Annotated in this window: 10 protein-coding genes and 3 tRNA genes; all 13 read right to left on the bottom strand. The window is 52.2% G+C overall.

Annotation, left to right across the window (positions count from 1 at the left end; all coding sequences use genetic code 11):
- Positions 1-59: 59 nt before the first annotated feature.
- Positions 60-611, bottom strand: a complete 552-nt coding sequence (locus tag AJE_RS13555; RefSeq protein ID WP_008607299.1) for a PqiC family protein — start codon at positions 609-611, stop codon at positions 60-62.
- The gene (gene pqiB / locus AJE_RS13550; protein ID WP_008951327.1) at positions 608-2,278 is read right to left on the bottom strand and encodes an intermembrane transport protein PqiB; all 1,671 of its coding nucleotides are present in this window, start codon (positions 2,276-2,278) and stop codon (positions 608-610) included. Before pqiB ends, AJE_RS13555 begins: the two co-directional genes overlap by 4 nt.
- Positions 2,275-3,570 carry a PqiA/YebS family transporter subunit gene (locus AJE_RS13545; RefSeq protein WP_008951326.1) on the bottom strand — a complete coding sequence of 432 codons (1,296 nt, stop codon included), beginning with the start codon at positions 3,568-3,570 and terminating at the stop codon, positions 2,275-2,277. The genes pqiB and AJE_RS13545 overlap by 4 nt, the downstream gene beginning before the upstream one ends.
- 957 nt (positions 3,571-4,527) lie before the next feature.
- Positions 4,528-4,604: transfer RNA gene (locus AJE_RS13535), tRNA-Arg, on the bottom strand.
- A gap of 42 nt (positions 4,605-4,646) precedes the next feature.
- Positions 4,647-4,723 (bottom strand) — tRNA-Arg (locus AJE_RS13530).
- 11 nt (positions 4,724-4,734) lie between these two features.
- Positions 4,735-4,824, bottom strand: a tRNA-Ser gene (locus AJE_RS13525).
- 160 nt (positions 4,825-4,984) lie between these two features.
- Positions 4,985-5,185 (bottom strand): carbon storage regulator CsrA, encoded by a 201-nt coding sequence (gene csrA / locus AJE_RS13520; protein ID WP_008607295.1) that lies wholly within the window; start codon positions 5,183-5,185, stop codon positions 4,985-4,987.
- Positions 5,186-5,310: 125 nt separating this feature from the next.
- The gene (gene alaS, locus AJE_RS13515) at positions 5,311-7,932 is read right to left on the bottom strand and encodes an alanine--tRNA ligase (protein WP_008951324.1); all 2,622 of its coding nucleotides are present in this window, start codon (positions 7,930-7,932) and stop codon (positions 5,311-5,313) included.
- A 20-nt stretch (positions 7,933-7,952) separates the two neighbouring features.
- The gene (locus AJE_RS13510; RefSeq protein WP_008951323.1) at positions 7,953-8,396 is read right to left on the bottom strand and encodes a regulatory protein RecX; all 444 of its coding nucleotides are present in this window, start codon (positions 8,394-8,396) and stop codon (positions 7,953-7,955) included.
- A 2-nt stretch (positions 8,397-8,398) separates the two neighbouring features.
- Complete coding sequence (locus tag AJE_RS13505; RefSeq protein ID WP_008951322.1) at positions 8,399-9,145, bottom strand: hypothetical protein; 747 nt, start codon at positions 9,143-9,145, stop codon at positions 8,399-8,401.
- 124 nt (positions 9,146-9,269) lie between these two features.
- A complete protein-coding gene (metH, locus tag AJE_RS13500; RefSeq protein ID WP_008951321.1) occupies positions 9,270-11,891 on the bottom strand; it encodes a methionine synthase in 2,622 nt (873 codons plus the stop codon).
- On the bottom strand, positions 11,891-12,958 hold the full coding sequence (locus tag AJE_RS13495; RefSeq protein ID WP_008951320.1) for a homocysteine S-methyltransferase family protein: 1,068 nt from the start codon (positions 12,956-12,958) through the stop codon (positions 11,891-11,893). The genes metH and AJE_RS13495 overlap by 1 nt, the downstream gene beginning before the upstream one ends.
- Positions 12,958-13,881 carry a homoserine O-succinyltransferase gene (locus AJE_RS13490; protein WP_008607286.1) on the bottom strand — a complete coding sequence of 308 codons (924 nt, stop codon included), beginning with the start codon at positions 13,879-13,881 and terminating at the stop codon, positions 12,958-12,960. Before AJE_RS13490 ends, AJE_RS13495 begins: the two co-directional genes overlap by 1 nt.
- Positions 13,882-14,186 lie beyond the last annotated feature (305 nt).

Below are 14,186 nucleotides of genomic sequence, written 5' to 3'. Positions count from 1 at the left end.
GATAGCGCCGGTCAAGGCGCTGCGCGCCATGCCCGGCGCACCACTAAAAATAAAGCCGGTTAAACACCGGCTTTAAGTTTTGACGCTAAATCCTGTAATAACTGCTGCCAGGCCTCACTAAGTGCGGCCACCATCGCCGGATAACCATCGGCATTCAGCGCGACCTGATATTCAAACGGCTGATAATGTTCTCGCTCTGCGCTGCTTAAGCGATAACGACCACTGAGTACTGCCTGGCCAGCCGCATCGGCGTTAAAGCGATCAATTTCCAGCCATAACTGCCGCGGCGCCGGAGTTGACCCTGTGGCAAGTGGTTGCTGTGGCAAGGCTAACAACAGATATTGGGTAAGTTGCCGCTGCATTTGCTGCTGCAACGCATCCGCCCACAGATGCTGCCGGGCGATCTGATACTCGACCGCCGACTGCTGCAACACCAAACCACTGCCATTCAAATAAGACGCTACCCTCAGCGGCTGGATCTGCAATGCCGGCAGGGGCTGCACTGTTGCCGTTACTGCTGGTAAGGGCGCCAGCTGATAATAGGCAATCTGCACCGGCTGGCTGCTACAGGCGGCCAGCAGCAAACTGAAACTAACTAGCAGGGTTCTCATGGCTTGGCTTTCCTCGGTTGCGGATCGGCTTGCTCACTGGCATTAATCAGTAAGGCGTTACTTTGTTGATTCAGCATTTTCAATACCGGCTGCAACTCGCGCAAGGTTTGCTCCAGCATCTGTAAGTTACTGTCCGCCCGCTCATAGGCGGCAGACCCCGGGCTGACACCGCTCAGGGCTTGTTGTAACTGCTGTAAACTCTGCTCCAGATTGGCTGGCAGTTGTTGTAGCTCAGGTTGGGTGATAAAGCTCTGCACGCTCTGTAACAGCTGTTCGCTGCTGCTAAGCAGTTGCTCGGTCGCCGCCAGGGTTTGCTGACCCTGAGTTAAGAATTGTTCCAGCTGCAGATTGTTAATTTTATCCAGCGCCAACAGGACTTTCTGCTCGATATTGCTCAGACCGCTGCGCGCAGCCGGCAAGCTGGGATAACCGGCTTGTTTACTCAGGGCCACCTGCTCCTGATAAAGCTGCTGCTGTTTGCTATCAGCCAGTAATTCATTGTTAATATCTAAATCAACGTAGAGGGCACCGGTCAGCAGATTGCCGGTTTTCAGCATCGCATGCAGGCCACGATCGACCGCCTGTTGCAACTCAACGCCCAGTTGCTGCAACGTCAGGTTCTCGTACAGGCGACCGGCTTCAATCCGGATCAGTACCGGCACCCCCTGATTTAATGACACCTCAAACGGCTTTTCCATGGCAAAGAAAAACGGCACACTGGCTACAGTACCAACCCGCACGCCACGGTATTCCACCGGCGCCCCGGCTTTCAGGCCCCGTACTGATTCGTCAAAAAAGACGATGTACTCAACAAACTGGTTATACATCCCTTCCTGAATACTCTGCCGATCCGGGAATAACTGAAATTCACTGCCATTGGCGGCAGCGGCTCCGGCTGGCCAGCCATCCATCAAGTCAAAGCTGACTCCGCCACTTAAAATAGTGGCCGCAGAGCCGACATCGACCGACAGGCCTTCTGCGGACAAATCAATCGCAATACCGCTACTTAACCAAAAGCGCACGTTTTCAGTGACCAGCGCATCATAGGGCTGGCGGATATACAGCTGATAGCGGGTGCTGCGCTCTGCCAGATCAAACAGGCTGCTCTCAACAGTACCGACCTCGTAGCCACGGTATAACACCGGATCGCCAACCGCCAGCCCACGGGTATCGGCGGTTTTCAGCTGCACCCGGATCCCGGGCGCATCTGCCGGTGCCACCGGCGGCGTATTTAATAACGGATGGGTTAATACCACCCGTGGAGAATCACCGGGCTGTAACTCGATATAGGCACCCGACAATAGCGTATTCAGGCCGGTGATACCGCCACGGCCAATTTGTGGCTTCACCACCCAGAACTGTGAGCCCTCATTCAATAGTGGCGTTACATTAGGTTTCATCCGGGCTTTGATCATGACCTGAGTCAGATCCTTACTTAGCTCAACCGATACCACCTGCCCGACATCGACACTGCGGTTTTTGATCTGGGTTTTCCCGGCAACGATGCCCTCAGCGTCTTCAGCTATCAGTAACAACATATCGCCCTGTTGCTGCTGATGGTTATAAAGCATCCACAGTCCGATCAACACCGCGGCGATGGGCACCACCCAGATCGGCGACCACTGCCGGATCGGTTTTACTTTTGCCGTATTTTGCGTTTCTGTCACACCTGCTCTCCTGTTCGCGCTGGCTGATCCCACAGCAAACGCGGATCAAAACTGATCGCTGCCAGCATGGTAATTATCACCACCGCAGCAAAAACCAAGGCCCCGACACCCGGGTAAACACTCATTAACAAGCCAAAACGCACCAGAGCCGCCAGTATGGCGACCACTAACACGTCGACCATTGACCAACGCCCGACCCAATCCACCAGTAAATAAATGCGGGTAGTCAGTTTACTGCGCACCGCCACCGGTGCCAGCACCAGGTAACAGAGCCAGAACATGATCAGGATCTTGGCGATCGGCACCACCACACTGGCCAGCAGGATCACCAGCGCCACCGGATACTCGCCATCCTGCCACATTAATAAAAAGCCACTGATAATGGTGGAGTCGGTGACATTACCAAAGGACACCGTACGCATAATGGGCAGCAAATTGGCAGGGATATACAAAACGGCGGCCGTTACCAGTAGCGCCAGGGTTTTCTGTAAACTGGCCGGTACCCGCGGATAAACCCGGGTATGGCAGCGCGGACAATGCTGTTGTGCCAGCGGCACTATCGCCGTGCAACAGGGGCAAAGCTTAAGCTGTTGTGACAAGCCGGTTTTGCCTGCCTCCGCCGTCACTGGCACCTTAGGTGCCAGGGCCAGGCGGGACCACATTTCATGACGGTCGATCACCTGAAAGGTCCGCAAGTGCAGTAAACAAAAAATACAGAATGCCCAAAAACTTAAACCAAGCGAAATATCTGCGTTGGCGACCAGTTTGACAAAGCTAATCAGCAGCCCCATCAGAAAGATATCAACCATACTCCAGGGCTTAAGCATAAAGAGTACCCGTGCCACCCAGATCCGTGCCGGTAGCCGGTACAGCATGCCCAGCTTCAGATAGATCACCGCCGCCATGCAGAAAGCCGGCACGGCCTGAATAAATAACCACACCAGAATGGCCAGACTTTGATGGTATTCGGTAAAGAGCACAGCTGAGGTGTCGAAGAAATGCATTTCACTGCGATTACCAGCCACACCCATACTGATAAAGGGAAACAGGTTAGCCAGCAATAACATAAACAGCGCGGACGCCGCATACAGCACTGGCCTTAATATCGGTTGTACCTGCCGTACATCCAGCTGATGGTCACAGCGCTGGCAATGGGCTTGTTCGCCTTCCTGTAGCGGAGGTAGCCACTGTAACAGGTCGCAATGCCGGCAAAGCACCAACTCGCCCTGTTGCTCCGGAGCAGCGGCGGCGTCGATATCATCGATGATGGTCAGGCTCTGGCTGAAGGACACGGGGTTTCCGGGCTAGAAAGTCGCGCTAAGTATGCCATTTATAGCATATTTCAGCAGGGGGGAGGAATAGGTGGTGGTGTTGAAGCTAATCTTAGCGTCCTTAGTAATATTAAGCTCCTGTTTGGCAGATCAAGGATTCGAGCATACGGCGGCTAAATGCGCCGTACAACTTTGCCGGGGCACGCCGTGAACCCATCCCTGGGGGCTCCCCTTTCGCATCCATGCGAAAGACGTCCCCGGCCAAAGTGTACTATGCATTTACCGCCTCGCTCGGCAAATACCGCAACCTATGCGCGCTGAATGTCATACCTAACGTCTAAAAACTGTTCGTGGCAAGATAGTGAACGAGGTGGTAAGCATTCCGTGCACTTTGTAAGGGAATGTATTTTTCAGGGATGAAAAATGACAGAAATTTGCCGGGAGCAAATTTGAACAGCTTTAGCTGGCCCGCAGGGCAAACTTCAGGATGAAGTTTGTAACCGTACAGGGATGTATTCACAGCGTGTCCCGTCAAAGTTGTACGGAATGATTACCGCCGGATGCTCTGAACTAGACGCTGCAAATGCTTATCATCTGGTTGGAAATAAAAAACCCGCTGAGGTTTTCACCTTAGCGGGTCTTTACGAATATGGCGGACGCGGGGATTGCAGGCGGCTATCCTGCCGCCTGCCCTGCGGGCCAGCTATTGCTGTCCAAAATTGTTCCAGACAATTTTGTTTCAGGCGGCTATCCTGCCGCCTGCCCTGCGGGCCAGCTATTGCTGTCCAAAATTGTTCCAGACAATTTTGTTTCAGGCGGCTATCCTGCCGCCTGCCCTGCGGGCCAGCTGTTGCTGTCCCAATTTGCTCCCGGCAAATTGGTCGAACCTAACGGAGGTTCTCACCTCCCGCTGGTTTAGCATGTCGTTTAAACGCAAAAACCCGCTGAGGTTTTCACCTTAGCGGGTCATTACGAATATGGCGGACGCGGGAGGATTCGAACCTCCGACCGCTCGGTTCGTAGCCGAGTACTCTATCCAGCTGAGCTACGCGTCCATAAACTTTGCATCTTACAACAACAGCGCTTCTTCTCTCGGATGGCGGACGCGGGAGGATTCGAACCTCCGACCGCTCGGTTCGTAGCCGAGTACTCTATCCAGCTGAGCTACGCGTCCATTCCGAGAAATGGCGGAGATGGAGGGATTCGAACCCTCGATAGAGTTTCCCCTATACACCCTTAGCAGGGGTGCGCCTTCAGCCACTCGGCCACATCTCCGCGCTGTGTTGCGGCGTGTATATTAATGTCTCAGGAAAATAAGTCAAACTATTTTTAGAAACGTACAGTGTGTTTGCCGAGCTTTTAAGCAATTCGCTGTTTAATTGACTTAAAAGCGGCAAAATGACGATTTTAACACTAAAGAAATACAGGACGAGGCTTATTCACCTTCGCTGAAATTACCGCCATTGGTATCTTTTTCAGCTTGGATCCGCATATAAATTTCTTCACGGTGAACTGAAATATCTTTCGGCGCATTAACGCCAATCCGTACCTGATTACCTTTTACACCCAGAACAGTAACGGTTACTTCGTCACCGATCATCAGGGTTTCACCCACTCGACGCGTCAGAATTAGCATGCGATTGCTCCTTTGCCTGTCACCACAGAGCTCTGTCTCTGTGCTGTTATTAGATTAGCGCTGAATCATAGCTCAGCGCCAGTGTATTTAAAACTTTTCTTATATCCGATTATACCGTTAACTGCTTACAGCCGCTCACTAATATAGTCGAATGCCGCCTTTAATACGGCCGGCAGTGCTGCAGTATCGGTGCCACCAGCCTGTGCCATATCTGGCCGGCCACCGCCTTTACCGCCGAGCTGACCCGCTGCCCAGCCAACCAATTGACCGGCATGTACCTTGGCAGTTAAATCACTGCTAACGCCAGCAATTAAACTGACTTTGTCATCATTCACGGTGGCCAGTAACACCACTGAAGAGCCAAGTTTGTTCTTCAGCTCATCCAGCAGAGTACGCAGTGCTTTGGGATCGGTTTGTTCCAGCTGTTGCACCAGCACCTTAACCTCTCCCACTTGCTGCACATTCGCCGTTAATGAAGCCCCGGCATAACTGGCCAACTTGGCCTTTAACTGCTCGATTTCTTTTTCCAACTGCTTGCTGCGTTCCAGCGTTTGCTGCACCCGCTCAGCCAGACTAAAGGCATCACCCTTTAACAGGCTGGCAGCCTGACTGATTTGCAGATCTAACTGCTGCAAGTACTGAATGGCGGCCGGGCCACTGACGGCTTCAATCCGCCGCACGCCCGAGGCGATACCGCCTTCACTGACAATTTTAAAGAAACCAATGTCACCTGTGCGTTCGACGTGTGTACCACCACAGAGTTCAATCGAGAACTCGCCCATGCTCAGTACCCGCACTTCGTCGTCATACTTCTCGCCAAACAGCGCCATGGCGCCTGCAGCTTTCGCCGCTTCAATAGGCATTACGCGCGTCAGCAGTGGCAGGTTCAGTTGGATTTGCTCGTTAACCATTTGCTCCAATTGCTGCAGCTCAGCGGGTTTTACCGCTTCAAAATGCGAGAAGTCAAAGCGCAGCCGCTCCGGGCCAACCAGCGAGCCTTTTTGGGTCACATGCTCGCCCAGTACTTTACGCAAGGCAGCATGCAATAAGTGGGTTGCCGAGTGGTTTTTACGAATGGCATTACGCCGCGCCAGATCAATAGTCGCTTCAACCTGATCACCGACCTTTAGCTCGCTACTCGCTTCAACCTTATGGGCGAAGGCTTTGGCAATCTTTTGCGTATCCAGCACCGCCAACACAGCACCGTTCTGCAGCTTAAAGCTACCGGTGTCGCCAATCTGACCACCTGATTCGGCATAGAACGGCGTGCTATCCAGGATCACCAAGCCGGTTTCACCTGCGGCTAAGCTTTTAACCTGCTGACCTTCTTTGATAATTTCCTGTACTCTGGCATTACCAAAGTGCTCGGTATAACCGGTAAAGCCGGTCTGTACCGCTGATGTCAGTTGCTGATTATAGTCCAGACCAAAGTTACTGGCTTGCTGTGCCCGCTTGCGCTGCTCAGCCATGGCGGCATCAAAACCCGCCTGGTCAATGCTCAAGCCGCGCTCACGTGCCACGTCATTGGTCAGGTCTACCGGGAAGCCGTAGGTATCGTACAGTTTAAATACCAGAGCGCCCGGAATTTCTGTGCCGGCAAGGCCCGACAGCTCTTCATCCAGGATCTGTAAGCCCCGCTCCAGTGTTTTGCCAAACTGTTCCTCTTCCTGTTGCAGCGCTTTTTCCACAATGGCCTGTTTGCTGCGCAGTTCTGGGTAAGCGTCACCCATTTGCGCCACCAGAGCAGCCACCAACTTATAGAAGAAGGCGCCCTTAGCACCCAGCTTGTTACCATGACGCACTGCGCGGCGGATAATCCGGCGCAAGACATAGCCGCGGCCTTCGTTCGAAGGCATAACGCCGTCAACAATCAGGAAAGTACAGCTACGGATATGATCAGCCACCACGCGCAGTGATTTGTCCGTCAAATCGGTGGCGCCGGTTGCTGCAGCTGCAGCTTTAATCAGGGCAACAAAGGTATCAATCTCGTAGTTGCTGTGTACGTGCTGTAAAATAGCAGCGATCCGCTCCAGCCCCATACCGGTGTCGACACTGGGTTTTGGCAAGGGTTGCATTTCACCGCTGGCTAGGCGGTTAAACTGCATAAAGACGATATTCCAGATCTCGATAAAACGATCGCCATCTTCTTCCGCAGAGCCCGGCGGGCCACCCCAGATATGGTCACCATGATCATAGAAAATTTCAGTACAAGGACCGCAAGGGCCGGTATCACCCATCGCCCAGAAGTTATCCGAGGCATAGGGTGCCCCCTTGTTATCACCAATACGGATAATCCGCTCAGCGGGTACGCCAATCTCATTTAACCAGATATTGTAGGCGTCATCGTCAGTAGCATAGACAGTGACCAGTAACCGCTGTTTCGGCAGTTTTACCACCTCGGTTAAAAACTCCCAGGCGTAACGAATCGCATCCTGTTTAAAGTAATCGCCGAAACTAAAGTTACCCAGCATTTCGAAGAAGGTATGGTGACGGGCAGTATAACCGACGTTTTCCAGGTCGTTATGTTTACCGCCGGCGCGTACACAACGCTGTGCCGATACGGCACGGCTGTAGCTACGTTGATCCTGGCCCAGAAATACATCTTTAAACTGCACCATGCCGGCATTGGTAAATAGCAGGGTGGCATCGTTGCCGGGGATCAGCGAACTGCTTGGCACTATGCTGTGCGCTTTGCTGGCAAAGAAGTCTAAAAAGGCTTGCCGGATTGCGGCGGATGTCATACTCATGAAAAATCCTGTTTAATTAATCAGCTATTATTACTTAACACTGCACGGATCTGCTCGCTGCTAAAGCCGCGACGTTGCAGATACGCCATACGCTTCATTTTATCCTGATAATCAGCAATCGCTTTATCAGCAAATTTTTTCTGATAGGCAGCTTCGGCCAGAGCCCACCAATCGATCTCAAGTTGTTCAGCCATCGAAGCGACCTGCTCCTCGCTATACTCATGTTGCTTACATTCACGCAAAACATGGTGAAAGCCGTAGCCTTGCTGACAACGGTGGCGTAACAGCATTTCCAGAAATCTTTGCTCGTTGAGATAGCCATGCTCCTCGCACCAATTTAATACCGCAGCTTGCTCCGCTGGACTTGCGCCCTTGAGCTGCAATTTTCGGCGAAACTCGCTGCGGCTGTGCTCTCTTCGGCTTAGCCAATTCAATGCCGCTTTTTTTAATGCAGCTAGCTCCACTATCAAACCTCTAACATGCCTTCCCGTGGCGGATTCAACTTTAAGGCAAAGATATCATTAAATGACAAAAACCAGCTTATCATCAACAACGGCACCACAAGTACCAAGGCGAATAACATCGTAGGAATACTTAATAGTACCAACACCAAAGACAGCAACATAAACACCAACATGGCGCCAAAGTTCCGCCAACAAGCTAACCAGGCCATACCAAGAATTAGTAGTAATCTCTGTTCTTTTAAGAAAAATGCAATGGCGATAGCATAACAAACCCAGAGTTTAATGATAAAAACGGATGTCAACAGCAAGACCACTTGCCAAACTAAACTTGGAGCAACAATGGCCGATTCTTGGAACTGAATCACTGCCTCAGCAGCTTGAGATTGAAATAGTAGGACGACTACGGTCGTGACCAAAAATTCAGAAATAGCAATCAGGATCAAGCTGCGACGGCAGCTGGCATCTTTGAAAGGTTTGAATAACCAGCTGAGATCGATCTTCTGCTGCTGTTGCACACCAGCGACAGCGTTGTAAAAGCCCGCGGTAAAAAAGGCGCTGGCCAGAACACCAATGATCAGTGTCAGGCTGGTGAGTGTTGCGAGATAAGTGACAACATAGGTCAACAACAACATCTGAATAAATAGTAACGGGTACTGTTTAAAAATATCCCAGGATTGTCTTAACCAGTTGATGGCGGACAATACCGGTACCCGACGTATAATCAGTTTTATCTGAAACGGCTTTTCCACGCGAACTCCAGTCCATTCGGCCGGCGTAACACCGGTAAAAGGCCCTTATCATACTGCAAAGCCAGTATAAAACAGAGCCTTTCTGCGTAAAAAATGCCAGTTCGATTCTGGTGCCATTTGCCGGCTAGCGCAGATTCGGCGCCAGCCAGCTTTCGGCCTGTTGCTCGCTCCAGCCTTTGCGCTCTGCGTAGTCCGCTAACTGATCACGGTCGATTTTACTGACGGCAAAATATTTGCTGTCGGGATGGGCAAAGTACCAGCCACTGACCGCGGCACCCGGCCACATGGCATAGCTTTCGGTGAGCTGCATCTGAATTTGCGCCGGCACGTCCAATAACTGAAATAAGGTACCTTTCTCAGTGTGCTCTGGGCAGGCCGGATAGCCGGGCGCGGGTCGGATCCCCTGATACAGCTCGCGGATCAGTTGTTCATTATCCAACTGTTCATTGGCGGCATAACCCCAATATTCGCGCCGTACTTTTAAATGCAGATACTCCGCCAGCGCTTCCGCCAGACGATCGGCCAGCGCCTTGACCATAATGCTATTGTAATCATCATGTGCTGCCGCATACTGCGCAGCAAGCTCATCAGCACCAAAGCCGGTCGTCACCGCAAAGGCACCCACATAATCAGCAATACCAGAGCCGACCGGAGCAATAAAATCTGCCAGACTGCAGTTCGGTGCGTTATTCCGTAGCGCCAGTTGCTGTCGCAGATTATGCAGGCGGCAGCGCTCGGTGGTGCGGCTATCATCCTGATAGATAATAATATCGTCGCCATCACTGTTGGCCGGGAAAAAACCAAAGGCCGCTTTACCCCTGATCAGGTTATCTTTGATCATCTGATCCAGTAGCGCATTGGCATCCTGATACACCTTACGTGCTTCCAGCCCAACTTCAGCATGTTGCAAAATCGCCGGAAACTTGCCGGACAGCTGCCAGGTCAGGAAAAACGGTGTCCAGTCGATGTAGTCGCGCAGTACCTGTAAATCAACCTGCTGCCAGTAATGCACACCAGGCTGTTTCGGCGCTGGCGCCACTTTCGTCAAATCCAGCGGGAATTTATTTTGCCGTGCCTCGGCCAGACTCAGCATCCGCTCACCGGGCCGGCTGCGCTGATGCTGCTCCACCGCAATACGGTATTCTTCTGCCACCCGGGCCAGATAGGCCGGCTTTTGTTCGGCACTGATCAGCGCTTGCACCACGGATACGCTACGTGACGCATTGGGCACATAGACCACGCCATGCGCATAATGCGGCGCGATCTTGACTGCGGTATGCGCCTTGGAGGTGGTTGCGCCGCCGATTAACAACGGAATGGTAAAACCGAGCCGGGTCATTTCTTTGGCCACATGCACCATTTCATCCAGCGACGGCGTAATGAGGCCAGATAAACCAATCACATCAACCTGTTGTTCTTTGGCGACGCGCAGGATCTCAGCACAGGACACCATCACACCCAGATCGATCACTTCAAAGTTATTACACTGCAGCACCACCCCGACGATATTTTTGCCGATATCGTGCACATCGCCTTTTACCGTTGCCAGCAGGATTTTACCCTGCGCCCGGCCACCGGCTTTCTCTTGCTCAATGTAGGGTTGCAGGTAAGCAACAGCTTTTTTCATCACCCGTGCTGACTTGACCACCTGCGGCAGAAACATCTTGCCTTCACCAAACAGATCGCCGACCACGTTCATGCCATCCATCAGCGGGCCTTCAATTACATGCAGTGGTCGCTCTGCCTGCTGCCGGGCATCTTCAGTGTCCTGCTCGATAAAATCGGTAATGCCTTTTACCAGCGCATGCTCCAGCCGCTTATTTACCGGCAGGCTGCGCCAGGCATCATCCACTTTCTCGGCGACACTGCCATCACCTTTAAATTGCGCGGCAATCTCTAACAAGCGTTCGGTGGCATCCGGACGGCGATTTAGAATCACATCCTCTACCCGCTCTCTTAGCAACGGCGGGATATCGTCATACACCGCCAGCTGACCCGCATTAACGATGCCCATATCCATACCGGCCGCAATAGCATGGTATAGAAATACTGAGTGGATGGCTTCGCGCACCGGATCGTTACCACGAAACGAAAACGACACATTGGATACGCCGCCGGAAATCTTGGCATAAGGGCAAAGCCGCTTGATTTCACGGGTCGCCTCAATAAAGTCCACCGCGTAGTTGTTGTGCTCTTCAATACCGGTAGCCACCGCGAAAATATTGGGGTCAAAAATGATATCTTCAGGCGGAAAACCAATTTGCTCAGTCAGGATCTGATAAGCGCGTTGACAGATTTCAACTTTGCGGGCCTTGGTATCAGCTTGCCCCACCTCGTCAAACGCCATCACCACCACGGCCGCGCCATAGCGGCGCAACAACTTTGCCTGCTGTAAAAAGCTCGCTTCACCTTCTTTTAGCGAAATCGAGTTCACTACCGCCTTACCCTGAATACACTTTAGCGCCGCTTCGATCACGTCCCACTTCGAGGAGTCGACCATAATCGGCACCCGGGCGATATCCGGCTCTGCTGCCAGCAGCGTTAAATAGCGCACCATAGCAGCCTTGCTGTCCAGCATCCCCTCATCCATATTGATGTCGATGATCTGGGCGCCGTTTTCAACCTGCTGCCGCGCCACGTCCAGCGCCGCTTCGAAATCGCCTTTTAAAATCAGTTTTTTAAATTTCGCCGAGCCGGTGACATTCGTCCGCTCGCCGATATTGATAAATCGTGCCTGCTGTTGCATTACCACTCCACCGCAAAGGCTTCTAGGCCGGCCAGATGAAAACTATGATCGGCCGCTTTTGGTTGCCGCGGCGGCGCATCTTTTACCGCTTCGGCAATGGCTTTAATATGCTCTGGCGTGGTACCACAGCAGCCACCGACGATATTTAAAAAGCCCTGTTTGGCCCAATCAGCAATTTCTGCTGCCATCGCCTCAGCGCCTAAATCATATTCGCCAAACTCATTTGGCAAGCCGGCATTGGGATGCACCGAGACATAAGCTTCGGAAATGGTGGCCAGGGTTTCGACATAAGGACGCAGCAAATCCGGCCCCAGCGCGCAGTTCAGGCCAAAGGTCACCGGCTTGACATGCGCCAGCGAATAATAAAAAGCTTCGGTCGTTTGGCCGGACAGCGTGCGGCCCGAGGCATCGGTGATGGTACCCGAAATCATCACCGGTAACTCCAGCTGCAGCTCTTCAAACACCTCCAACACGGCAAAGGCTGCGGCCTTGGCATTCAGCGTATCGAAAATGGTTTCCAGCATAATAATATCGGCGCCACCTGCAATCAGCGCCCGGGTCGATTCCTTGTAAGCAAGCACTAACTCATCAAAGCTGACATTGCGAAACCCCGGATCGTTAACGTCTGGCGAAATCGAGGCAGTACGGTTAGTGGGTCCTAACACACCGGCGACAAAACGGGGTTTGTCGGGTTGCTGAGCTGTGACTTCGTCACAAACCCGCCGCGCCAGTGCCGCCGCCTCACGATTGATGCGCTCTGACAGGTGCGCCATCTGATAGTCATGCATCGCAATGGTGGTGGCGTTAAAGGTATTGGTTTCAATAATGTCCGCCCCGGCCAGCAAGTATTGCCGGTGAATATCGGCAATGAGTTCCGGCTGAGTAAGGACTAACAAATCGTTGTTACCTTTGAGATCGGACGGCCAATCCGCAAACTCAGCGCCGCGATAACCGGCTTCATCCAGACGGTGTTGTTGGATCATGGTGCCCATAGCGCCATCCAGCACCAAAATACGTGAGGCCAGCAGCTGGCGTAGTTGCTGTGGCGTTAAACGAAGCTCTGTCATTAACTGTTGCCTATCTGATTCAGGTCAAAGGGCGTAGCCTGGTAAACGTAATAGTTTAACCAGTTACTGAATAATAAAAAGGCGTGCGCCTGCCATAATTTTAACGGCCCCTGGGCCGGATCATTATTCCGGTAGTAGTTCTCCGGTAAACGCGGTGCCAATCCGGCCGCCAGGTCGCGTTGATACTCATCATCCAGCGTGGTCAGATCATATTCCGGATGGCCGGTAACAAAGATCCGGCTACCACTGCTGTTTTGCAGCAAATAGGCCCCGGTGACATCGGCTTCAGCCAGGATATGTAAATCGTCATGCTGTTGGTATTTTTGTTTTGGCACCTGCGCATAACGCGAATGCGGCACCAGAAATTGCTGGTCAAAGCCGCGCAGCAGCGGGCTAAACGGCTGTACTACGTCTTGCCAGTAAACACCGGATAATTTCTCGCCGCGAATTTCCCGCTGTAAGCCGTAGTAATGATACAGCGCAGCATGGGCGGCCCAACATAAAAACAGCGTCGAGGTAACATGGGTATCCGCCCAGCGCAGAATTTCACCAAACTGCTGCCAGTAGGTGACATCCTCATAATCAACTAATCCCAATGGCGCTCCGGTAATAATCAGACCATCATATTTCTGCCCCTGCACATCAGAAAAGTAACGATAGAAGCAGTTTAAATGGCTCTCCGGTGTATGTTTACTGACATGATCATCGATGCGGATCAGCTCAATATCCAGCTGCAGCGGGCTATTCGCTAATAAACGTAATAACTGAATTTCAGTCACAATTTTATTGGGCATTAAATTCAGAATAGCGATCCGCAACGGCCGGATATCCTGGGCGGCCGCCCGGCTCTCGGTCATTACAAAGACATTCTCTGCTGATAAGGCTTCTACTGCAGGTAACTGGTCAATCACTTTAATAGGCATAGCTGGCTCCGCCTTTGGCTAGCACCATGCTGAACCTGAGTCTGGTTAGTCAGCTGGCACCCTGATAACTTCTATACGTTTAGACGTCTAAATAAGGCGTATTATGCCGTACTATGTCAGAAAAGCAACAGCCGTCTGTCGCAGCGGTGATGACGGCAGGCGGTGCCAGTAGAAACTGACTATTCCGCTGCTGCAACTTTAGGTATCAAAGTAGTGTTGAATGTTGAGTGTTGAATGTTGAGTGTTGAGTGTTGAATGTTGAGTGTTGAGTGTTGAGTAGAAGATGCGGACTTGCCTGGCGAGGG

Origin of the sequence: Alishewanella jeotgali KCTC 22429 (assembly GCF_000245735.1) — a bacterium.
Classification (GTDB): domain Bacteria; phylum Pseudomonadota; class Gammaproteobacteria; order Enterobacterales; family Alteromonadaceae; genus Alishewanella; species Alishewanella jeotgali.
The sequence above is the reverse complement of the archived record's forward strand: the minus strand, read 5'-3'. Positions and strand labels throughout refer to the sequence as shown.